This is a genomic window from Alteromonas sp. B31-7 (assembly GCF_015767655.1).
In the GTDB taxonomy this organism is placed as follows: domain Bacteria; phylum Pseudomonadota; class Gammaproteobacteria; order Enterobacterales; family Alteromonadaceae; genus Alteromonas; species Alteromonas australica.
Genome location: NZ_CP065233.1, coordinates 3,528,173 through 3,550,843, shown reverse-complemented (window position 1 = coordinate 3,550,843; position 22,671 = coordinate 3,528,173). Strand labels below are relative to the sequence as shown.

The 22,671-nt window shown below is 43.7% G+C and carries 24 protein-coding genes; 13 read left to right on the top strand and 11 right to left on the bottom strand.

The window, feature by feature from the left end:
- Window positions 1-2: 2 nt before the first annotated feature.
- Both IUA53_RS15475 and IUA53_RS15470 read right to left on the bottom strand, forming a co-directional pair.
- Window positions 3-1,826, bottom strand: a complete 1,824-nt coding sequence (locus IUA53_RS15475) for a polysaccharide biosynthesis/export family protein (RefSeq protein WP_196897372.1) — start codon at window positions 1,824-1,826, stop codon at window positions 3-5.
- A 10-nt stretch (window positions 1,827-1,836) separates the two neighbouring features.
- Window positions 1,837-2,226: a hypothetical protein gene (locus IUA53_RS15470; RefSeq protein WP_044446370.1), complete on the bottom strand. Its 390-nt coding sequence runs from the start codon at window positions 2,224-2,226 to the stop codon at window positions 1,837-1,839.
- Window positions 2,227-2,555: 329 nt separating this feature from the next.
- On the opposite strand from IUA53_RS15470, the gene wecA reads away from it, so the two are divergent.
- From wecA to galU, 4 genes are all read left to right on the top strand, one after another.
- Entirely contained in the window at window positions 2,556-3,617 is a 1,062-nt protein-coding gene (gene wecA, locus IUA53_RS15465) for a UDP-N-acetylglucosamine--undecaprenyl-phosphate N-acetylglucosaminephosphotransferase (protein ID WP_044056249.1), read from the top strand.
- Between the two features lie 109 nt (window positions 3,618-3,726).
- The gene (locus tag IUA53_RS15460; protein WP_196897371.1) at window positions 3,727-4,614 is read left to right on the top strand and encodes a glycosyltransferase; all 888 of its coding nucleotides are present in this window, start codon (window positions 3,727-3,729) and stop codon (window positions 4,612-4,614) included.
- On the top strand, window positions 4,611-5,468 hold the full coding sequence (locus tag IUA53_RS15455) for a glycosyltransferase family 2 protein (protein WP_044056251.1): 858 nt from the start codon (window positions 4,611-4,613) through the stop codon (window positions 5,466-5,468). Before IUA53_RS15460 ends, IUA53_RS15455 begins: the two co-directional genes overlap by 4 nt.
- Window positions 5,469-5,814: 346 nt before the next feature.
- The gene (galU, locus tag IUA53_RS15450; RefSeq protein WP_044056252.1) at window positions 5,815-6,708 is read left to right on the top strand and encodes a UTP--glucose-1-phosphate uridylyltransferase GalU; all 894 of its coding nucleotides are present in this window, start codon (window positions 5,815-5,817) and stop codon (window positions 6,706-6,708) included.
- A gap of 36 nt (window positions 6,709-6,744) precedes the next feature.
- On the opposite strand, the gene IUA53_RS15445 is transcribed toward galU, so the two are convergent.
- The 7 genes from IUA53_RS15445 to queF all read right to left on the bottom strand — a co-directional run bounded on the left by IUA53_RS15445 (window position 6,745) and on the right by queF (window position 14,387).
- Window positions 6,745-7,059 (bottom strand): ComEA family DNA-binding protein, encoded by a 315-nt coding sequence (locus tag IUA53_RS15445; RefSeq protein WP_196897370.1) that lies wholly within the window; start codon window positions 7,057-7,059, stop codon window positions 6,745-6,747.
- Between the two features lie 162 nt (window positions 7,060-7,221).
- Entirely contained in the window at window positions 7,222-8,229 is a 1,008-nt protein-coding gene (locus IUA53_RS15440) for an isocitrate dehydrogenase (RefSeq protein WP_044056254.1), read from the bottom strand.
- 203 nt (window positions 8,230-8,432) lie between these two features.
- Complete coding sequence (locus IUA53_RS15435) at window positions 8,433-10,067, bottom strand: histidine kinase (protein WP_196897369.1); 1,635 nt, start codon at window positions 10,065-10,067, stop codon at window positions 8,433-8,435.
- Window positions 10,068-10,071: 4 nt separating this feature from the next.
- The gene (locus tag IUA53_RS15430) at window positions 10,072-10,446 is read right to left on the bottom strand and encodes a DUF3192 domain-containing protein (RefSeq protein WP_044056255.1); all 375 of its coding nucleotides are present in this window, start codon (window positions 10,444-10,446) and stop codon (window positions 10,072-10,074) included.
- 154 nt (window positions 10,447-10,600) lie between these two features.
- Window positions 10,601-11,962: a nucleotide 5'-monophosphate nucleosidase PpnN gene (ppnN, locus tag IUA53_RS15425; protein WP_196897368.1), complete on the bottom strand. Its 1,362-nt coding sequence runs from the start codon at window positions 11,960-11,962 to the stop codon at window positions 10,601-10,603.
- A gap of 11 nt (window positions 11,963-11,973) precedes the next feature.
- Window positions 11,974-13,482, bottom strand: a complete 1,509-nt coding sequence (locus IUA53_RS15420) for a GGDEF domain-containing protein (RefSeq protein ID WP_196897367.1) — start codon at window positions 13,480-13,482, stop codon at window positions 11,974-11,976.
- A 53-nt stretch (window positions 13,483-13,535) separates the two neighbouring features.
- Window positions 13,536-14,387 carry an NADPH-dependent 7-cyano-7-deazaguanine reductase QueF gene (gene queF, locus IUA53_RS15415; RefSeq protein WP_044056258.1) on the bottom strand — a complete coding sequence of 284 codons (852 nt, stop codon included), beginning with the start codon at window positions 14,385-14,387 and terminating at the stop codon, window positions 13,536-13,538.
- A 104-nt stretch (window positions 14,388-14,491) separates the two neighbouring features.
- Between queF and syd the strand changes: the two genes are divergently transcribed.
- A complete protein-coding gene (gene syd / locus IUA53_RS15410) occupies window positions 14,492-15,031 on the top strand; it encodes a SecY-interacting protein (protein WP_044056259.1) in 540 nt (179 codons plus the stop codon).
- Between the two features lie 19 nt (window positions 15,032-15,050).
- Here syd and IUA53_RS15405 read toward each other — a convergent pair whose 3' ends face one another.
- Complete coding sequence (locus IUA53_RS15405) at window positions 15,051-15,341, bottom strand: hypothetical protein (protein WP_231401168.1); 291 nt, start codon at window positions 15,339-15,341, stop codon at window positions 15,051-15,053.
- Between the two features lie 178 nt (window positions 15,342-15,519).
- On the opposite strand from IUA53_RS15405, the gene IUA53_RS15400 reads away from it, so the two are divergent.
- The 8 genes from IUA53_RS15400 (at window position 15,520) to IUA53_RS15365 (ending at window position 21,644) form a co-directional block, all read left to right on the top strand.
- Window positions 15,520-15,885, top strand: coding sequence for a DUF3192 domain-containing protein (locus tag IUA53_RS15400; RefSeq protein ID WP_044056260.1), 366 nt, complete (start codon window positions 15,520-15,522; stop codon window positions 15,883-15,885).
- A 91-nt stretch (window positions 15,886-15,976) separates the two neighbouring features.
- Entirely contained in the window at window positions 15,977-16,618 is a 642-nt protein-coding gene (locus tag IUA53_RS15395) for a hypothetical protein (RefSeq protein ID WP_044446380.1), read from the top strand.
- A gap of 386 nt (window positions 16,619-17,004) precedes the next feature.
- Window positions 17,005-18,543 carry an IS21 family transposase gene (istA, locus tag IUA53_RS15390; protein ID WP_272965909.1) on the top strand — a complete coding sequence of 513 codons (1,539 nt, stop codon included), beginning with the start codon at window positions 17,005-17,007 and terminating at the stop codon, window positions 18,541-18,543.
- An 8-nt stretch (window positions 18,544-18,551) separates the two neighbouring features.
- Window positions 18,552-19,298: an IS21-like element helper ATPase IstB gene (gene istB, locus IUA53_RS15385; protein WP_015066349.1), complete on the top strand. Its 747-nt coding sequence runs from the start codon at window positions 18,552-18,554 to the stop codon at window positions 19,296-19,298.
- A gap of 94 nt (window positions 19,299-19,392) precedes the next feature.
- Window positions 19,393-19,764 carry a hypothetical protein gene (locus tag IUA53_RS15380; RefSeq protein ID WP_196897365.1) on the top strand — a complete coding sequence of 124 codons (372 nt, stop codon included), beginning with the start codon at window positions 19,393-19,395 and terminating at the stop codon, window positions 19,762-19,764.
- 492 nt (window positions 19,765-20,256) lie between these two features.
- Complete coding sequence (locus tag IUA53_RS15375) at window positions 20,257-20,586, top strand: type II toxin-antitoxin system PrlF family antitoxin (protein ID WP_044446384.1); 330 nt, start codon at window positions 20,257-20,259, stop codon at window positions 20,584-20,586.
- A 20-nt stretch (window positions 20,587-20,606) separates the two neighbouring features.
- Window positions 20,607-21,062, top strand: a complete 456-nt coding sequence (locus IUA53_RS15370) for a type II toxin-antitoxin system YhaV family toxin (protein WP_196899564.1) — start codon at window positions 20,607-20,609, stop codon at window positions 21,060-21,062.
- Between the two features lie 162 nt (window positions 21,063-21,224).
- A complete protein-coding gene (locus IUA53_RS15365; protein ID WP_231401167.1) occupies window positions 21,225-21,644 on the top strand; it encodes a hypothetical protein in 420 nt (139 codons plus the stop codon).
- Window positions 21,645-21,839: 195 nt separating this feature from the next.
- On the opposite strand, the gene IUA53_RS15360 is transcribed toward IUA53_RS15365, so the two are convergent.
- Window positions 21,840-22,316, bottom strand: coding sequence for a hypothetical protein (locus IUA53_RS15360; RefSeq protein WP_044056262.1), 477 nt, complete (start codon window positions 22,314-22,316; stop codon window positions 21,840-21,842).
- Between the last annotated feature and the right edge of the window lie 355 nt (window positions 22,317-22,671).

Sequence of the window (22,671 nt, the reverse complement as noted above, 5' to 3'; positions counted from 1 at the left end):
AGTTAGGTAGCTACGTTTGCTGCAATGGCAATTTGGTAAATTACCTGGGTAATGTCTTTCACCGCTTGTAAAACCTTAGTATCAATAGCCGGTAATACAATAATTTGATCCCCAGGTGCCAAGTGAGGTTTATTGTCACTGAAAGACAGCATGCCATCATCTAAGTTGCTAAAGGCAACATTACCGTTTTTACGAATAACCATAATGCGTTCATCTTCAGCTCTTTGAGTGAAGCCACCAGCCCACGCAATGTAGTCCTCAGTGGTAGCGTCAGGGTTGAAGACCACAGATTGAGGTAACATCACTTCGCCACCTACGTGCACTAAATCGGTGATTTCAGGGATTACAATGGTGTCATTTGGTTCAAGAAGAATGTTTGCAATGTCGCCATTTTCAGACACTACCACGCGACCTTGAGGTTCTACCTGACGCGCTCGGGCAATAAAGTCTGCAACTAACTGAGCTTCTTGAGCACGAATTGCACCTTCACCTGTAGAACTGATAGGTGCGGTATACATACTGCGCTCTAGACGCTCCAAACCTTGCTCAATAATTTCCTTTTGTTTTACCGCCACTGATTCTCGTAATAAATATATATTCTGAGTATCAGATAGTGTGGTATCGACTTCAATATGATCAAGGATGTCGAGTAGCCGTGTACCTTTATCGACCATTAGCTGGGAGGCGCCCGCGAAAGCGCCTGCCACATTAATGCGATAAATTTGCGGTTCGTTATCGGCAACGTATTCTACGGTATCACCGGCTTGTAGTGGTAACTGAGAAAACTCACTAATTGAAAGGTAACGCGCAAACTGCTTGCCGTTACGCACGCCAGCAACCGAAGCATGAGACGCAAACTCCCCAGGACGTGCAAAATAGTTTACCACTTCACCATTTAGCTCTTCGTTAGAGAATTCGAAGGTAAAGCTATTTCGTGCTCCTGTTTCAACCACAATGGTATTGCCGATAGGGTTAACTAGAATGGTATCGCCGTCTTTAAACGACAGGTTAGGAAGCTTACCATCTCTGAAAAAAGCATATAAATCCGCAGAGGCAACTACCTTACCATTTCTTACAATATCTATTTGGCGGAAACTGCCACGGCGAAAATCGATGCCACCGGCGCGTTTCAAATAGTACAGAACACTATCTGAGGCTAAGCCAGCATATTGACCTGGTCTTAAAACTGGGCCAGAGACATATATAGACACGGGCGTAGTGGTCAATAGGTTGACGTAAACGTTAACGTCGTTGGTATAAACTTGTCGTATTTTAGTGGTAACCGTTTGATTCACTGTACCTGCTGGCGTATTGGCAACACGAATTGGGCCAATATTGGGGATGAAAATGTTGCCTTGATTGTCAACAGTCACCACGCTTGAGTAGTTAACAGCGCCCCAAATCCAAATAGAGATCTTATCGCCTGGTGCAACCATATAGTTGTCGTTTAGGCCACTGGTACGCTCCGATTCGAAGCCGCCAATAAATAGGTTGGCAGCAAATGGAGGGTTCTGCATAGGTTCTTGCGCTGGAAAAACGGTGTTAATCGTTGGTTCACCTGGCAAGCTTACGCCGTTTCGAGGTTGCGTGGAAAATTGCCCCATGGTGTTCACATCGCCACCGTTGTCAGGCAATGTGCGTTGTGAATTAACATTCAAGGGAGATACATTAGGGGTACTTGTCGTGCCGCTGTTATTAGATTGAGACACCTGCTGACGAAGTTGCGACAGCTGTTCTGTGGTTTGTGCAAGAATACTTGGACTGGTTACACAACTGCACAATAAGAGAAGTCCCGCGAAAAAGTGGTGCGTTTTCGAGATTTTCATTGTGGTACCTTTATTCATCCGTTGAAACAACTAATGGTGCAATGACCGACCATTGGCCATTTCGGTTACATGCAGTAAGGCGCTGCTCGCGCTGCGATGAAACCGTACTCGTTTGCAAGGGGTCTAAACGCATGCACTGATTACCCGATGCTGATACGTAATATTTCGACGTCTTATAACTCTGCCCTTGGTAGGTTATTGAGATAGGGCTATTGGTATGAAACGCCGTATTTAATTTTGGAATATTTATTGCTACATCTTGCTCAGCTGACAACGAGTATGCGAGCGATGCGTGCACTAGGGGAATGTCTGCTTCGGTGGTTCTTGGGGCTGACGCGCAACCGCCCAAGAGGGTAGCAACACCAATTAAAAGCGCAGAGCCTCTGAAAATTTTTAACATTGACTGTCATATCCATATCGCAATTTGGCCGTAGGATAACACAAGATTTGGAAAAATCATGGCCTCCTAAGAGGGGAATCTGAAAAATGTCAACAAAAGCTGAAAGTAAAACGAAACTTTTTTACAGGCAAAGGTGGTCTCCGCGGAGAATGTTTATTATCATGTATGAGCGTTTCCGTACTCGCTCACAAAATAATTATACAACCCTCAGCAGAATGGAAAAAGGAAAGGTTATTTAAAATGGACACTTCGTTTATTCAAGTCATATCGTATTTTATACCATCCACGTGTCCCGACGCGCATGTGAATGTCGAGAGGTTTTGCTTGAAATGCTAGCTTATTTGCAGTTTGTGCCCCTGTGTACGGCTTTTTTTGTTGCACTTATTTTACTGGTAGTGATGACCCCCCTTGCTCATCAATTTGGACTTGTAGACCAACCTAGTGCCAGAAAAAGACATGCTGGCATTGTCCCATTAACGGGAGGGGTGGCCATCTTCATGGCTGTTCTTGTGGCAAGTGTTGCCACTGATGTGTGGATGAAAAACAACCCACTGTTTTTCACGGCATCTGCATTTATTGTTTTACTGGGAATGCTTGATGACAGATTCGATTTAAGTGCTAAAGGGCGCTTGATGTGTCAATTCGGTGTTGCCTCTATTATGGCGTGGAGCGCACAAAACTACATTACTTCACTTGGCAATATCTTTGGATTCGGTGACGTCGCCATGGGTATTGGTGGCTATTTCTTTACCATTGTCTGCGTAGTGGGTGTCATTAATGCATTTAATATGATTGATGGCATCGATGGCCTTGCTGGAGGGATGAGCTTAGTTATTTTGCTTACCATGGTAGGATTTTTGGTGGCTACTGGTAATGGTGCTTCTATTATGGAGCCGCTCATCATTGTTGCTGCTATTGTGCCTTTCTTAGCATTTAACCTTAGCTGGAAAGGGTTTAAAGGCAACAAAATCTTCATGGGTGATGCCGGAAGTATGTTTGTGGGCCTTACTATTGTCTGGTTACTGGTGGATCACACTCAAGGCGAGGGGGCAGCATTTCGGCCCATTACCGCAGTATGGTTAACGGGCCTGCCGCTCATGGACATGGCAGCTATAATGTATCGTCGGGCTCGCAAAGGCCAATCGATGCTGCGCCCAGACCGAAAACACCTTCATAATATCTTCATGCGTGCAGGGCTAAGTAGTCGTCAATCACTCATTGCTATTTTGTGCATGGGCGCGTGCTACTGCCTAATAGGTATACTCGGTGAAGTTTATCAAGTACCTGAAGCGATTATGTTTTGGGGATTCTTGGTTTTACTGGTGGTATATAGTATTGTTATCCAAAATATTTGGAGCGTACTAAGAGTTATCAAACGCACCTTTAAGTGAGTGCCATAACTCATCCAAAGGGTTCCTCACTTAGTATTCTTTGCCTTTTGTTTTGAAGGCCGTGTTTCCTTTACGGATTCGTGCGCCTTCTTTAGTGTGGTAGTTACCTTTGCATAAACATTTCTCTCTGCTTCATAACAAATATAATAAAAATAATGCAGAAACCTTGGTTGGGATGGCGTTGTATCATGGTGATAAAGAAGAATGGGTTATCCAAGCCATTGGTAGTATCTTAAATCAGACTTACGAAGACTTTGTTTTTGTTGTTGTTATCGATGGTGAAGTATCCGTTAAAATGACGAATCTCCTCAAAGATAAGGCGTTTTCAGATAACCGGTTGGTGCTGGCGCAAAATACCTTTAATGTGGGGTTAGCCGAGAGCATGAATCGTGCTGTGGAGTGGGGCGCATGCCTTTCTCCCACATTTTTTGCACGTATGGATGCCGACGATATTTCTACGCCGAACCGACTCTCCAGACAGGTTAGCTATCTAAGAAAGCACAGTTATATTTCAGTGTTAGGATCCGCCTTAACTGAGATCAATGAAAAAGGCGAAAAAGTAGGCTCACGGGTAATGCCGTCATCCCACAGGCAAATTATCAACATTTTACCAAGGCGGTGCTCGCTAAATCACCCCACTGTGGTTATTCGTTATAGCGTATTTGAGCAAGGTTACCGATATAACAACAGCTTACTGAACACTCAAGACTATTTCCTTTGGATTACCCTCGCTGCCGAAGGGTTTGTTTTTAGAAACTTAAAAGACAGACTACTGGCCTTCAGGCGGGTGAATAACTTTTATAAACGTAGAGGGTTAACCAAATCTATCAACGAGTTTAAAGCGCGGTGGCATGCAATGGTTAAGCTTAAACGCCTAACGCCCTATAACGTATTTTATGCCTGCGGCGTGCTAACGCTACGTATAATGCCAGGCAATGTGGTTAAGTGGGCGTACAAACTTGATAGGCACCTTCTTGAGAGGTTTGGTAAACATTGAACTGCGGTCTAATCGTTGTTTTATTTAACCCTGACATTGCTCATGTTCAGGGCATAATCGATGGCTTCGCTGATCCTCAATGGCGTATCTATTTGGTCGACAATTCACCAATCGCTCATCAATTTAACCTACCCGCGCAGGCTGAGTATCTGCATTTCCCTAACAACGAAGGCATAGCGAAAGCGCAAAATGAAGGTTTAAAACGCGCCTTTGATTGTGTCGACTATGCCTTTTTACTCGATCAAGACAGTCATTTTTCTGCTGATATGGCAGCCAAGCTTCTCTCTCAATTTGTGTCGCTTGAGCGCGCAAATCCTGTAGCAGCAATCGGTCCTTCTATTCATTGTGAATTTAGCCGGAAAAAAGTGGAAGGAAAGCTACAAAAAGGTAAGCAAATTACAAAAGACCTGAAAGAGGTTAAACAAATTATTGCCTCAGGCATGTTGCTTTCCCAACAAGCGTTTCATGAGGTAGGAGAAAAAGAAAGCGATTTATTTATTGATGGCGTTGATCACGAGTGGTGCTGGCGCGCCAAAGAGAGAGGCTGGCGCGTTTATCAATCCTTATCGGTATGTATGCCCCATCGGCAAGGCGACGATAGAGTTAGAATTGCAGGTGTAACCTTTAAAAAGGGCGCGCCTATACGCTTGTATTATCAAATGCGGAACCTACTAGTATTATCTCGTCGACCCTATGTTCCATTGTATTGGAAGTTTCGTCATTTAACCGCAATACCGTTGCGATATCTTGTGAACCGCTATTGTTTCGAAAATGGAAAACGTCGCGGGCAATTGATGAGAAAAGGGTTGTACGACGGGATTCGAGCTAAAAAAGGGAAAGTTGTCAGCCCATAATAGTGCTTTGAGGAATAACTGGCGTTTATTCTGGTGCGAGTGTTATAAATTGGTGCAAGTCGCTGTACATGGCTTGTTCAAATTTCCATCAGGTGATAGCGTAGATGTTAGTCAGGTATGTGCAATTCGTCGCTTAGTTGTAGCGTCAAAGTTTGCACAACTAGTTATTAAAGCTTATGTTTTTATAAGTTTGTTATATAAACCCTGTGGTTTACCAAGTAAACCAAACGGAAGTAGAAAACGTATCGGTTAACGCTAAAGCATACAATGGAATATGGATTGCATACTGCATTATTGCATTAAATTGCGATTAGCTGAGGTTATAAGTAAAAAGGACACGATAAATATGAGTCAGGTAAAAAAAGCCGTCATTCCTGTAGCGGGATTAGGAACCCGTATGTTACCCGCCACAAAAGCAATTCCTAAGGAAATGCTTCCTGTGGTAGATAAGCCACTTATTCAGTACGTAGTAAGTGAGTGTGTAGCGGCAGGGCTTAAGGAAATTATACTGGTTACCCACGCAAGTAAAAACAGTATAGAAAACCACTTCGATACCTCGTTTGAGCTAGAAGCTACACTGGAAAAGCGTGTTAAACGTCAATTACTTGAAGAAGTACAATCTATTTGCCCTAAAGATGTGACTATTATGCATATTCGACAGGGCGTCGCGAACGGTTTAGGTCACGCTGTATTGTGTGCTCGCCCACTCATTGGAGATGCACCTTTTGCTGTTGTCCTTCCTGACGTAATCATTGATGACGCTGCCAGCGACCCTAAAAAGGATAACTTGGCAGATATGGTGGCTAAATTTAACACTAGCCGTGTCAGCCAAGTGATGGTTGAACAAGTACCTGAAGAAGACGTGACTAAGTTTGGTATTGCGGATCTTGATGGCGCGGATATTCAACAAGGTGAATCGGCAAAAATTCATAAGATGGTTGAAAAACCAGAACTTGAAGATGCTCCTTCAGATCTTGCTATCGTTGGTCGCTACGTGTTGTCTGAGAAGATTTGGGATCTACTTGAGTTTACCCCTCCTGGAGCAGGTGGTGAGGTTCAATTGACCGATGCTATCGATGCACTAATGAAGATTGAACAGGTTGACGCCTATTACATGAAAGGTAAGAGTCATGATTGTGGTAGTAAACTTGGCTATATGAAAGCCAACGTTGAATACGCACTCAGACATCCTACTCTTTCGGGTGAATTCAAAGAGTACCTTTCTGGTTTAGGCCTTTAAAGTTATAAAGAAAAACGCGCCAACTGGCGCGTTTTTTTATCTAGCGACGACGACACGACTCTCAATCTTCATTAGCATCTTTTCACCAATGCCTTTTACTTGTGTCAGTTCTGCTACTTCAACGAAGGGCCCCTTTTCATTTCGATAAGCAATAATGGCTTCGGCTTTCGCTACACCTACGCCTGGTAGGGTTTGAAGTTCAGTTAAACTCGCTGTATTCAGATCAATTCGTTGCTGTGCCGCAGCTGAATTAGATGGGGTTGCTGCAGGCGTGTTTTCATTAGCGCTGGTCATCGCTGGCGTAAGTGTAACAGCAGCAACAAGCGCAATACTGGCTAAGTATTTTTTCATGTCTATTCCTTTTAAAGTTTATGTACACTGTTGTACATATTTGATGTTACGCCTTAGGGAAGAGATGAGTAGTCCAGTTTTTGGCCAGTATTGATATCTACCGTTTTAAATTACACGCACAAAAAAAGCGGGCACTGCCCGCTTTTTAACCCTAACTAAGACTTATAGTCTGTCTAGTAGGGCTTGAGTAAATTCTGTGGTACCAGCTTCACCACCAAGATCGCGAGTAGTGCGGTCACCTGTTTCAATAACATCTTTAAGTGCGGCACGAATTTTTTCAGCTTTGTCACCCATGTTGAGGTATTCAAGCATTTGCGCAGCTGCCAATATAACTGACGTTGGGTTCGCTAAGTTTTTGCCAGCGATATCAGGAGCAGAACCGTGTACCGCTTCAAATATTGCGCAGTCTTCGCCTATGTTTGCACCTGGTGCCATACCTAAGCCACCCACAAGACCAGCACATAAGTCTGACAAGATGTCACCAAACAGATTTGTAGTGACGATTACGTCAAACTGGTGAGGGTTCATCACAAGTTGCATACAGGTGTTATCTACAATCATTTCCGTAGATTCGATGTCAGGGTAACGCTCACCCACTTCACGAGCCACTTTCAAGAACAAACCAGAAGTAGATTTAAGAATGTTTGCTTTGTGAACCGCTGTTACTTTTTTACGACCTTCGCGACGTGCAAGTTCGTAAGCAAAAGTGACGATTTTTTCAGCACCATCACGGGTGATCTTACTCATGGCTTCGGCTTCGTTACCATCTTCAGATACCACTTGACCTAGACCAGAGTACATCCCTTGCGTGTTTTCACGTACAGTAATAATGTCGATATCTTCGTAGCGCGCTTTGGTGCCTTTGAACGACAACACTGGGCGAAGGTTAGCGTAAAGCTTAAATTGTTTACGTAGGCTTACGTTAATTGATGTAAAACCCTCACCTACAGGCGTGGTTAGTGGCCCTTTGAGTGCGACCTTGTTTTTTGCAATAAGATCAAGAGTTTCTTGGGGTAGAAGCTCGCCGTGTTCTTCTAGTGCTACTAAACCTGCATCGGCATAATCATAGGCGAAATCACAGCCAACCTTATCTAGAATTTTTGTGGTTGCATCAATGATGTCCGGGCCAATGCCGTCACCGCGAATGACCGTAATGCGTTGCTGAGTCATGTTGAGGGATCCTCTGGTAATTCTGTTGTCAAAATCGTTAGGTTTTAAAATGTAGTCTGGCGAGGAAAATGCGCCAAAAAATGCGAGCTTCTACCTTAATTATGTGTTTCATAGTAGGGAACGTGCGTTGAAGCGCGCTAAAGCCCGCTAAAGCCCGCGTATTTTATACGATAGCAAGCTTAAGTTATAGCCATTCGTTACGATTAATTTAGTTCAGTCAGGGGAAAAGGGCAAAAAAGGTAGTCGCTCAACCGATTCAGTAATAATGTGATATCAGCCTGGCTTAACGATAATGTGCGTAATAACGCCGACTTGGTGTTTTCACTGTCTTCATCGGGATGTGGTAAGGGGAATAGCGCCTCTCTGGCAAGGCCAAACGCCAACTGAATAATAGCATGCTCTTTCTTTAATGAGTTAGGTACATCGTGGTGTCGTTTACCTGCATTATGGATTAACGCTCGCCATGTCGCACCTTGGTGCCAATTTGCGGCCAATTCTCCCGCCACAGTGTGCCAAGGCACCTGAGCTTTCACTTTAAATGTGCGGTGTATTTGAAAGTAATGGCTATCGCTCACGGGCAACTGACTTGCCACTTTTAACCCTGGTAGAGTAAACAATGGCGCGCACACAAATGTCGTGAGTAGGGACGCAGATTGAGGCGTAAGCTTCGTATCGCTTAAGGCTACTAGCTGTGATGCTATGGCACAGCTTAAATGGGTAAACTGTTTGCCAATACTTAATAAAGGGTAGGTGTGTTGCGTGAGCCGTTCCATCAATGCAAACTGAATCAACATGTCTCCCACTCTTTCTAAGCCGTATGTGAGTATGGCTTGTTTAAGGTGGGTAACAGGCAGACGTAAGCGGTTATCTTGGCTAGCCGTAGACATGAGAAAGTGACTAAACGCGGGAGTACGTTCGACTTGTTCGCACAAGGAATTGATATCTATGTCGGCTTTTTGCAAGGTATCGATAATCGTTAAAAGGGCCAATGGCGGCTTCTGAATGGCGTAGGCACCGGCAAAAAAGGGCCCGCCGCCACGCACAGTACGTTCAAGTTCACATGCACGATGTAAGGCGATAAATTGGCTAAAGTCTACGTGCACATGTCGGGGGCGAAGTACTTCTTCTTTAGCTACCCACATTGCTTCTTTTTCTTCAGGAAGGCTGGGTACTGAAATCAGCACATGCGCCTTTTGTAAGTCGACCACGACGGCAGGGTGTGCCTTATAATAAACACGGCTTCCAGGTAATGGGGTATCCATTATCAGCAGTGGCACGTTTAACATATGACGATCATTGGTTGGCAATAACGGCGTTAAATAGCTTATAAGTGTTTGCGCAGTGTGTTTTTCAATTGCGTAGGTAAACACAGATGCTAACAGTGCAAAACGCTGCAAACTGTTTAATTTTACGCTAGAAATATGCTTTAGTGCTTGAGAGTTAAACAATACTTTTTGCAATGACAGAATATGTCGCCATAGCGTGAGATGGTTATCAAATAAAAAGCGTACAAAGGCTTTTTTCTCAGACTTTGATTGGCCACTTTGTTGCCAATAGTAAGCGGCTACATGTGCAGCGACAATGTGTTGTAGAAAATGATCGTTAAAATGGTTAAGTTTTGCAAACGTCGTTAATGTGAATAAGTGCCTAGCGAAGGGTGAAATGTCTAGTTGGGGATACTCAAGCACGGCCAGCGCTAAAGCAGCGTTATTCTCAACAAACGTGAGTAGCGCTTTTGACTTTTTTAAACAAGCATTAACCAGCTCTTGTGGCGTGTGGGCATCAATAATAGGGGAAGCGAGGGTAGCCGCTATATCATGAATTGGCGTGTCATCCATCAATTTAGCTTTGCTGGTAACTTAAGTAAGCGCCTTCGCCCCAAGCGATAAGTTTATCGTTTTCAAATAACAAAGGGGTACATTCATCTTGTGTTGTTAGGCCATCAGCACGAACATGCTGAGTTCTAAAGAACATCACCTGAATAGCGGTATTACCCTGTTTTTTGGCTTCGGTAATATCTGGAGAGCCAAGTAAAGCCAGCACCTCTTCTCGTGTGCTTCCTAGTTTTAGCTTTGTAATTTGAACGCGGTTGTATTCTTCGCGGTCTTGCCAATCCATGTTTTCAGGTTTGTCTGGATAAAATGCAATCACGATAAATACAAAGGTAGCGTATAGCGCTACACCTGCGAGAATAAGTCGAATTACTTTGGCGTTCATAACCCTAATTTCTTATATTTAATGCAATTTATTGATGGAGCAACGCAATATTGATACACGATGAGTCGAATTACTATCATACGCCGACGGATGCGGATAGTGTACCGCAAATTAATTAAGAACAATAAATAGTAAACGTAACTAAATGCTTCATTTACTCCGACTTTACCACGTAGCAAGGCTCATAGGCACTGCCCGGTAACTTCATTCTGTGCTGGGCAACAAAAGACTCTAGTAAGGTGTCTATACGCCGCATAAGTTCAGCTTCGCCGGTTAAGGAGAAGGGGCCTTGTGCTTTAATTTGGGCAATGCCATCTGCTTTTACGTTACCGGCCACTATGCCAGAAAATGCTTGGCGCAACGCTACTGCAAGCTCTCCCGGGCTTTGTTGGTGGTGCAAGGCCAGTTGTGACATGGAAGCATGTGTGGGTATAAATGGGCGTTGAAATGACGCCTCTATTTTAAGTGACCAGTTAAAGCTAAACGCATCGCCCATGGCGACGCGATATTCTCGAACTTTTTCAAATCCCCTACGCATGCAGCGGGCGACTTCTTCAGGATCATCAATAATGATTTGATATTTAGCCTGCGCCGCCTTCCCTAATGTGGCTCCAACAAAGTCATCAATGGCTTCGAAATATTCCTCAGAGCCTGCAGGGCCGGTAAGAATGAGAGGGAAAGGTTGCTGTGCATTATGTTCATTAAGCAAGATGCCAAGCACATAAAGGAGTTCTTCGGCTGTACCTACGCCTCCAGGAAATATAACAATACCATGGGCAAGACGCACAAATGCTTCCAGACGCTTCTCTATATCAGGCATGATGATTAGTTCATTTACAATCGCATTGGGGGGCTCGGCGGCAATAATACTAGGCTCTGAAATACCGATATAACGCCCATTTTTATACCTTTGCTTTGCATGCCCGATTGTGGCACCTTTCATGGGGCCTTTCATTGCGCCTGGGCCACACCCAGTGCATATATTCATTTCCCTTAAACCCAGTTGGTAGCCCACCTCTTTTGTATATTTATATTCGGTTTGGTTGATGGAGTGACCTCCCCAGCATACAACGGTATTGAGGTTGTCATTGCCTTCTAGGGCATTTGAATGCCGAAGCATATCGAATACCATATCGGTGATGCTATCGCCATCAGCGGGGGCATTTTGCTTTAAAAAGGCGTACTTATTTCCCATGTAAAGAAGATCACGCAGCACGGCAAAAATATGTTCGTGCACCCCCTGCATTAACTCTCCATCAACAAAAGCCACGTCGGGTGGATTGACTAACTCTATTTTCACCCCCCGCTCTCGGCGAACAAGTTTTATATTGAAATCTTTATAAGGGGCGAAAAGGGCTTCGAAGTTGTCTTCATCAACGCCGCTATTTAGCACGGCTAAGCAGCAATTTTTGAACAAATGAAAAAGTTGACTGTGGGCAGTATCTTGAAGTTGAGATACTTCTATTTGAGAAAGCTGGCTCATCCAGCCAACGGGATTGAGTTGCACTTTTTTCATACGTCTACTTCCTAATCGGTGACAACCTGGTTTCGGCCCTCGCGTTTTGCTTGGTATAAATAGTTGTCGGCACGGTCAAACACCTGCTCTGGGGTATCGCCCTTTTTAAACAGGCTTGCCCCAAAAGAGGCGGTAATGGTGACTTTCTCTTGCTTAAACTTAAATGGGAGCTCTGATAGAGTTTGACGCATCTTCTCAAGCCCATCTTTTACTTCTTTCATGGTGCTTCTTGGCAGGAGTAAAACAAATTCTTCACCGCCCCAGCGCGCAATAAATGCATCTTTTGAAAGGTGCTGTTTCAGATGCCTTCCCACTACTTGCAAGGTTTTATCACCAGCAGCGTGGCCAAATCGGTCATTAATTGATTTGAAATGGTCTATGTCAATAATGGCGACGGCTAAATCTTCACTGGTATCTTGCCATTTTTGAAAGGCTTTACTTAGCTTATCATTATAAGCTTGGCGATTAGGCAACCGGGTTAATGGATCGGTTTGGCTCAAAGAGAGCTGCTCTGCTAATTTCTTTTTATAAATATTGGTTTGCTGCTGCAATTGCTCAATGCGAGATTGCATCGAACCCAGTAAATTCATCAATTGCTCTTGGCCTGCGGTATCGGCCTGAATCTGCTGATTAAGTGTTTGCGCGATATTTTGAACACAGTATTGAGTTTGCTCTTTTAAAGTATCGAAAGACTCGCTGTGATTAACCGCTTCTTCTATAGTTTCTATGTGAGATTGCAATACCGCGTTACCGGCTTGTCGCTGTTTGAACTGGCTGCGGCTGTCCTCCATACTCACTTGGATTTCATTGCCTACTTTTGCCAACGAGTTGTGTAAGCTTTGAATAACTTTGCCCGTTAAGCTGGCTTCGGACATGGCATCTTGTACTATCATACGAAGCACAATCACACAGCTTTTCAGCAATTCGTCTTCATCCATGCCAGACGATAGCTTATTTTTTATATCTAGCAACTTTACGTCGTTAGGCATTTTTTGCGCATAGCTATCTAGCAGTTGATTTAACTCTTCTAGAATTGATTTGTATAAAGGGTTGGCAGGGTCAGCATTGTCTGCCGTAGTAGGGGTGTTAAGCGCATTAGGAAATTGACCGGTTAACGCGCTGTGATGTAAATCTAATGCTTGCTGAAAAAGCGGATAAATACTGAACAAATCGCCCACGGGTTGATGCAAGGTGATCAATTGCTTTGTGGCATTTTGCTTAAGCGCTTCATTTTCAAACACCACTTTTTGTAACACTTTTATGGATTTTTCGAGTCGCGCAATAGCATCCGCATTGTATTTCTTAACCGTAATCTCCTGACTTTGAAGCGCACGGTTTAGCTTGTTTATACTTACAGTTGCCAATGTGAAGTTCGGGGTGCCCGATAGGTGCCCTCGCAAGGTTTGCAATTCTTTATCGAGGTCGTCAGAAAGACCTTCATAAAACGCCGACAATCGAACAATAAATTGTGAGAGTAGGGTACTGTGCTGTTTATAGCTTTGTAATTGTTTAGCGTCCATAAGTGCGATTTCACAACCTTAAATGAAAATAACCTTGCGCCGGATTTGTGTTTTTACTGACGAGCTTGTCTAAAATTTGGGTATGGTGCTTCAAAGTTAGAGCGAAACGGATTGATATCTAAACCGCCCCGCCGAGTATATCGAGCACATACAGTTAACTTATCTACCTCACAATGGGCGAGAATGTCACAAAATATTCGTTCGACACATTGTTCATGAAATTCATTGTGTTGTCTGAAGCTTATCAGATACTTTAATAAGCCTTCACGGTTTATTGCCTTTCCTTGGTAGCGAATGATGACACTTGCCCAGTCAGGTTGACTTGTAATTAAGCAGTTGGATTTCAATAAGTGAGACACTAAGCTTTCTTCCACATTCTTATCTGACTGTGATAAAAACGCGGTGTTGGGCGAGTACTCATTTATTTCAACATCAAGGTCATCTAATAACTCCCCTTCAAACTCTTTAAATGAGAGAGAAGCAAATTGCGAGGGCAAAACTAGCGCAACATCAACCTCACTGCCAGCACATGCAGATAAATCAGACTGAATGACATCTTTAACTGCATTTGCGTTTTCAAACTTACTTTGATTAAAGCTGTTCAGGTAGAGTTTAAATGACTTCGATTCAATCAGGTTAGGCGAAGTAATAGGTACACGGCATTCAAGTATCGCCACTTGAGGCTTTCCCTTCGGCGTAAGCCAGGAAAGTTCGTAGCCTGTCCAAGTATCATTTCCGCTGAAAGGCAAGTTAAGCGGATTCAACGATAGCGTATCTCTGCTTAGGCTTCTTGGCACACCCTGAAGTAAGTCAGGGTTGTAATGAAATTCGTATTCAACTTGCTTTCCCAAAGACAAGCCATCAGGAGCAGAAACAGTTAAGTTATCTTTTACGTTGTCGGTCATATGAGCCTTGATATGAATAGTTTATACGCATTCGTTGCTTACTTGACTTAAGCAACGATATCTATAGTGTAACGCAAAAATCGCCGTTTAATGTGATAAAGCCAGTGACAATCGATAATCAATTAGACCAATTTATATCTAGCTTCATTTCCTATCATCAGCAAAATAAGGGCGGGCTAACCATTCCTTATGACAGCAGCTGGCCGTCAACCTGCTATCAAGCCACAGGCCGCGAAGGTGAGGCCGTTCCCTGGTTACCACAAAAGCGCGACACCACTGCTACTTTTGGTAACGTTGAAGAAGCGCTAGGGATCACCCTAAATAAGGCGTATTGCCAATTCTTTAGCCGTTACTTCAGCGACAATTTGCCCGCAGTAGCGCCCCAAGGAAATTGCGAACTCCTGCAAGTATGGAATAGCGATGACTTTACGCGCCTACAACAAAATCTAATAGGCCACCTGCTGATGAAACAAAGGTTAAGGCAGGCACCCACGTTATTTTTTGCCCTTACCGATGAAGACGATTTTATACTTAGCCTACTTAACGATACAGGCGAAGTGGTCTTAGAACAGGTAGGTAAACCACCTAAAGAGGTTATTGCAGCTAGCTTAGGTGATTTCTTAGCGTTGTTAACCCCTCGCTAGTAGGTAAGGCATAAGGCAACTATTTTTCTGATAATTGTTGTATTGTCTCAAGTAATTTTTCAACGGTGTTTTCTAAAGCCTGAACTCTTTTCGTTAAGGATGCTATCGTTTCTTTCGGCTTTTCTGTAACTTGTTTAGAGGCTGTTCCATTCGCCGCATTAAAGCGTTTGATGGCTTCGATAGCTTGCGTGACTGACACTTTAAAAGGGGCTCTGGCGCGCAAAAGGCCCACAGAGGGCGGCGTTCCTGATTCAGCCATTTGCTGACACACAATCATGAGTTGTTGAAGGTTGTTTTCTTGCATGTTCATGTATATCCAGTTGTCTAATTTGCTAATTTTTAGTTTTTTTCGCCATAGTGTAGCGCTTTTGAAGGCTGGCTTAAAGTTGAAACTATTTATATATCAGTGTCTTAGAAGTTGGCCTTAAAATTGATTAAGGGCTTACAGTATTTCAAGAATAAGAACCTATCACAAAAAAGGAACACACATGAAATTAATACTACTTTCAGCCATCGTGGCATCATCAGCTTTGTTATCTGGATGCGTAGTCTCTGTAGGAGGAGATAGTGACAGTCACTACGGCGCCAATTGGGAAGATCGCGAGTATAACAATCGCCAGCACATCGCTAAATTAGAAACCGGTACTACCTATGAGCAGGTACTGCGAAAAATGGGCGTGGCTGACTTTACAGAGCTATTTGAAAAACAAGATGGCACGTATCGTGTGCTTTACTACAGAACCCAGAAAACCATGGGAGATGGAATAACAACAAAAGATGAGTGCACGCCCTTGGTCTTCATCAATGGCAGCTTGGCAGGTTGGGGTGACAGTGCGTTTAGCATGATTCATTAAGCTTGTTAAATATTTGTTAACTTTGGCAAGGTAATCCCGTACAGTAGAAAATCAAGTAAAGCGATTTCAATGGTTTTCTCAGGAGGCGGGTATGAATACTGCAACAGCATCATTGGCACCAAAAAAAGAAGAGATTAAAGCAATACATTTATCGGTAGACGATTTAAAAATTGCCGCATCCATTTTATTTAATGCCTATGTAGATGACCCGCTTTTTGTTGATATTTTCCAAGCTGAAAAAGAAGGCTACGAAAGTCGGCTCCGTTCAGCCATTCGTGAAGAGCTCAATGCTTTTTGGGTGGCTGAACAACCAATGATTGGACTATTCCACGAATCACGATTGCTCTCAGTAGCCTGTTTAACTGGGCCAGATGCAGCCTTTGGAGCAGGAAGATACTGGCATTGGCGATTGCGCATGCTGCTTACCGCAGGCCTTTTTGGTACCAAGCAGATGTTAGAAAAAGAAGAGAAAGTACGCAATTTAGTACCCGCCGAAAACTTCCACATGTTGAGCTTTATTGCAGTTCATCCTAATTATCAGCACGCCGGCTTAGGCCATATTTTGCTTGGCGCCATCGACAGTATTGTGAACGAAGATGTTTCTAGCGAAGGTGTTGCTGTGTTTGTCACCGTACCCAAACATAAGCTTTTCTTTCGCGATGATAACTACAGCGTAGTTGGCGAACTTTGTCTGTCGCACGTGAAGGGCGAGGTGATGTTTAGGAAAAGGTAATTTTGCGAACACAATTGCCTTTCATGGTAATGGCCAATATAAATCATATAAGCAACCAAAACGGTTGTATTAATACGTTAACCCAGCATACCTCTGGTTTACCCTATCTACAGAAAACGACCTGTGGCACAACAAATGTGGTTTACAACGCCTATAGTTGGGATGCAAACGGCAATTTAACTGCATGTTCCGGCCCATTCCGATCACCCATTTCGGTTCAATCCGATCAGTGATTTCGGTCTAATCCGATCGCTTATTTCGGCGTTATCCGATCAAAAATGACGTTTTTCCGAAATCACTGTTCGGAATCCCGAAATCTTCTTCTTTTTCTCACTAAATCAATTGGTAAGCTCAACTTCATCACTTTATTGAAGGAACGAGCTGCCATGGCGAGAAAGAGAACCGATATGAGAAAGATTAAAGACGTCCTGCGTCTCAAATTCGAAGTAGGATTAAGCCATCGAGACATCGGCCAATGCTTAAGTCTCGGCCCTTCAACCGTGAGTGAAATACTCTCGCGCTTTAAATCCAGTGATTTATCGTGGCCGTTGCCGGAAGCGCTCAATGATAAAACGCTCGAGGCTCAGTTGTATAACACTGGTCCCGTTCAGCGCCAAAAACGGCTGCCTGACTTTATGCTTATGCAGCAAGAGTTGAAGCGTAAAGGCATGACTAAGCTGTTGCTGTGGGAAGAGTATTGCGCCGAAGATAGTGCGTCAGCCTACGGTTATACGCAGTTCTGCGAGCATTATCAGCGATGGCTTAAAAAGCAGAAGCGTAGTATGCGCCAGCATCATATTGCGGGCGACAAGTTGTTTATTGACTACTGCGGGCCGACAGTACCGATTGTTAATCCCTACACAGGCGAAGTGCGTTATCATGCACAAATCTTTGTTGCGACTTTAGGCGCGACCAACTACACGTATGTTGAAGCTGGCCGCTCTCAGCGTGAAGAAGACTGGATAATGGCGCACGTAAGAACGTTCCGCTACCTTGGCGGTGTACCCCGTTTACTTGTGCCGGATAACCTGAAATCAGCCGTTACCAAAGCCCATCGTTACGCGCCCACGCTGAATGAAAACTACGCCAAAATGGCGCGGCATTACGGCTGCGCCATTGTGCCTGCACGGCCTTATAAACCGAAGGATAAGGCTAAAGCAGAAAATGCGGTACTGATTGTTGAACGCTGGATACTAATGCGATTGCGACGGGAGTGCTTTTACACTTTAGCGGGCCTTAACGCACGTATCAAAGTGTTAATGGAAGAGTTAAATAATCGGCCGCAGCGCTTACATCCAGGCTCTCGCCGAGAGCAGTTTGAACTGCTCGATAAACCCGCGTTAATGCCATTGCCTGGCACCACGTATGAGTACATCGACAGTAAACGAGCAAAGGTGGGGCCGGATTACCATGTGCTGTACCAAAAGCACGCTTACTCTGTACCGCACACCTTAGTAGGCAACACGGTGACCATCGAGGCAAGTGGCAGTGTGGTCAGTATCTATCACCAAAATCAACTGGTGACACAGCACGCTAAATCAGCAAAAGACGGCGGCTTCTCAACGCAAAAAGAACACATGCCGGACAGCCATGTAAAACAGCGCTTCAGCGCTGAACGCTTATTGCACTGGGCGGAGAATATTGGTGTAGGTACGCGCGGTGTGGTGCAGTGGCACATCCATAGCCGTCAACATCCAGAGCAAGCGATAAAAAGCTGCCTAGCCATTCTAAATCTCACTAAACAGCATGGTGCTGCGCGACTTGAAGCCGCTTGCCAAAAGGCGTTACTGCTAGAACGCCCTCACAGAAGCGTTGTGATGAACTTACTCAAACATCACCAAGAAAGCGTACCGAGCACCGCTGTCGAACACGATGAGCAACCTGTAACCCACCACAATATCCGCGGCCAACATTACTATCAATAGGACAACCCATGACACAATCTCAATTACAAGAGCAACTGCGTAGCTTACGGCTTGGACACTTCGCTCAAGCGTTACTGCAACAACAAAGCCAAGCGACAACCTACGACGAGATGAGCTTCGAAGAACGCTTAGGATTACTGGCACAGCATGAAATCCACTGTCGGCAAGACAGCAAAGTGAAGCGTTTACTGCGTCAGGCAACCTTGCGCTTAGAAGCTCACGCCAGCCGATTGGAATACCGCGCAGAGCGCGGTCTACGCAAAGATAAAGTCGCCACACTGTTGAGCGGCCAATACTTACATCATGCCCATAACATTATCGTTACTGGCGCAACGGGGTGCGGTAAAACGTACTTCGCTTGCGCATTAGCCAGACAAGCCTGTGAACAGCATCATACAGTACGATATTACCGGCTCGGCCAGCTTCTAGATGAGCTGAATATCGGCCACGCCGATGGAAGTTACCGACAACAGCTTGCACAACTCGCTAAGAAAGAGCTGCTCATCCTAGATGACTGGGGAATGGAAAAACTGAGTGCAAGACAGGCCAATGACTTACTTGACGTGATGGAAGAACGATATCAAAACACCAGCACCATTATCGCTAGCCAGTTGCCCGTTACCGAATGGTACAAACTCATCAGTAACCCCACCGTGGCAGATGCATTACTCGACCGTTTACTGCACAACAGCCATCGAATTGAACTGGCTGGCGAATCGATGAGAAAACTAGACCAATCCGATCACTTAAGGTAAAACTGGCAAGGACGAAAAAGAAGAAGAAAAAGTGATCGGATAAAACCGAAATGACCGTTCGGATTCACCGAAATACGCAATTTAACCCAATGGGATGACAGACAGTCAATTTGAAATGGGTAAATTTGCATTAATCATATTAGTTTTATTACTTGGAATAGTAGTTGGCTGGATTTCAAATGAACGATTATCCTCTAAAGGTACTACCAGTAGTATTCCAGAGAAACCTTCAACTGTTCCTGAAAGTGCGATATGGGCAGGTGGCTCCGATGGAGGGATGTGGGTAAGTTGTAATAAGAGTAATTTGGATAAATTAGAGTGCCAAATATTTGCTGATGTAACAGGCGTTTTAGTTGAAGAAAGTACTTTCGCTATTCAAGACAAAGATTTTAAACCCGTTTTCTATTCTAATGGCTTACTGGAGTTCAAGGCGAGGTATAAGAGTTTAGATTTCGATAAAAACTAAATGATTTTGAATCCAACCACATCGCCTCGCACTCGCGGGGCTTTGTTTTTTCTGGCTAGGAGACTGGAGCTAGAAGCCAGTTATAAGATGCTACATCTGGTTGGTGATAAACTGCAATTAAGACAGGCATAAAACAAAAATGCCTGTCTCGCTAAGTATACTATTTGAGTAAAATCAGACCGCGAATTTCATTCATCAGCTCTGGAAGCGCATTATCATTTGGCAAATAATGGCAAACGATTTAAACCCAATAAATTGTCAGATATGGTGTCTCGCTATGTAGCGTGCTGGCTCTTGTTATTTTTGCCGCCACACAAATCTATACCCATGTTTCGCGCACTAAGCTCGCTGAGGTCTACGGCAAGTCCCATCCTTCAGCGTTAAGCAATTTGAGCATTTTCTAGCTCACCAAAAAGAGGTAATGCATTTGCATTACCTTTCCCTTCATACTAAAATCAAAACAATTGAAACAAGCAAATGATAGAGGTTGTTATGGCACAAGTTGCTTTAGAAACTGAATCAACACTTACAGACCGTTTTCAAACTACGGTGCCTAGTTCTGTTCGTCAGGCGTTGCACTTAGGCAAGAAAGACAAAATTAAATACGCGATACAGTCTGATGGCAGCGTTGTTATCTCGCGTGCAGAAGCGCAAGAAAGCGACCCTGTACTTGGCGAGTTTTTATCATTCATAGCGCGTGATATGAAGGCTCACCCTGAAAGACTAGAGCCGTTATCAGCAAGTATGCGTGAAAGTGTTGATGCGTTGGTTGAAGGTGTTGAAATTGATTTAGATTCTCCGTTATTGGATGAGGACGAGTAAATTTGCAAAAAACGATACCAATGATTGTAAATGGTTGGACACTTTACACTCATCCATTGTTTAAAGAGCAATACCTTAATCTGAAATCACAAGTTGAGGGTTTACGTGAAAAAGATCCGAAAGGTTACTTTAAAAAGAATGCCACGAAACGATTAGCCGCTATTCAACGACTAATCTTTGAATTAATACCGCATGATCCTACCAGTGCTGAATTTCGCCAAGGAAGTACATTAGGGGATGATAATAAGCACTGGTTTCGGGCGAAATTCTTCCAACAATACCGTTTATTTTTTCGCTACCACTTGGAGTCAAAAGTCATTGTATATGCTTGGGTCAATGACGAGAAAAATAAACGTGCATACGGTAGCAAAACAGATGCTTACAAAGTATTCGAAAAGATGTTAAAGACTGGTCATCCACCTGATGGATGGGATGATCTTTTAAAAGCAGCAAAGGACGAATTGCTCTCTCCATAAGCAAACCGCTTGTTTTTGAGCTAACTGATTGTTTTTTCGAAAATAAAGTGGTCCGAAGTAATAAGGCAGGCATAACACGTCGGTACCAAAACCGAGAACTTAAAGAACTTGACAAGACAGGCAAAAAATAAATATGCCTGTCTCATTAAATTTGAGCAACCCATGATAGGGCTTTTTCATGAAAAAAGGTTACTTGCATTAGCCTGCTTAACAGAGCCAGATGTCGCCTTTGGCGCAGGAAGATACTGGCATTGGCGATCACGTATGCTGCTTACTGCAGGGTTGTTTGGTACTAAGCAGATGTTAGAAAAAGAAGAGAAAGTACGCAATTTAGTACCCGCCGAAAACTTCCACATGTTGAGTTTTATTGCTGTTCATCCTAATTACCAGCACGCCGGCTTAGGCCATATTTTGCTGGGAGCCATCGACAGTATTGTGAACGACGATGTGGCTGCCGAAGGCGTTGCGGTTTTCGTTACCGTACCTAAACATAAGCTTTTCTTTAGCGATGATAACTACAGTGTAGTGGGTGAACTATGTTTGTCGCATGTGAAGGGCGAGGTGATGTTTAGGAAGCGGTGATTTTTAAAAACTGTTCACCACACAATATCATGCATATGGCTCGTTAATACAAAATGAAGCGGTGAAATTTACTGATTAGTGAAACTCTAAAGATAGACGGGGTAAACTGGGCTATTGTCCACTTGCTCTAAATAACACAGGCATAAGATAAATATGCCGACCCTATTAGGTTAGTTTAGCTTTTAAAGCGGATAATTAAACCGTGCTTTCTTGGCACAAGCTTAAATCACGGGTAAGTTGAGCGTTAATCGGGCGTTTTAGTTCCGCCGTTTTAACTTCAGAGATAATCTCACTTGAATCTTTTTCTTCAATCCAAACTTTTACAATACCGTCATTAATTTCTCTGTTAATTCGATAGTCTTTCCCTGCGTCTAATTCAAGCTTAAAGTTGACAAGCGCTTCTCGCTCTGTTGAGGGTAATCTGCGCTCATATGATACGGCACGAACCCACAGATTGTGTTCACCGCTGTCATAGTGTCTAGCGGGTTGCCACTCAGTTGGACGCTGTCTAAAACACATTAAATAGGCGTAGTCGTTGTTGAACGCCTTGTCTTGTTCAAAATTCTCGAATCGAAATTGTGAATCTTCTTGCTTAGCCTGTGTTGACATGGTGCTGCAGCCTGACACTGCTATTAATCCGAGCAGCGTACATAATAAATGACTAACTTTCATAAACATCCCTCTTAAATTATCTAGCACTCAAAACACGATATAGTGATATAGCTAACAATTATATCGTCGCTTAAATAAACAATAGGGGGGAACTAAACTACTTGTCAAAAGATTGTAGGAAAATCCTTTAAAGCAGCCAAAGATTAATTGCTTTCTCCATAATCGAACCGCTTGTATTTCAATAAAACAGCAAAAAAGACAGGCAAAAAATAAACATGCCTGTCTCATTGCGTTTATGAACAATACTTAGAAGTCAACTTTTACCTTCAATGCCACTGTGCGAGGCTCGCCAATACGTAAGTTGCCTCCTCCATAAGAGTCGCCTACAGCCCAATATTCTTCGTCAAGAAGGTTG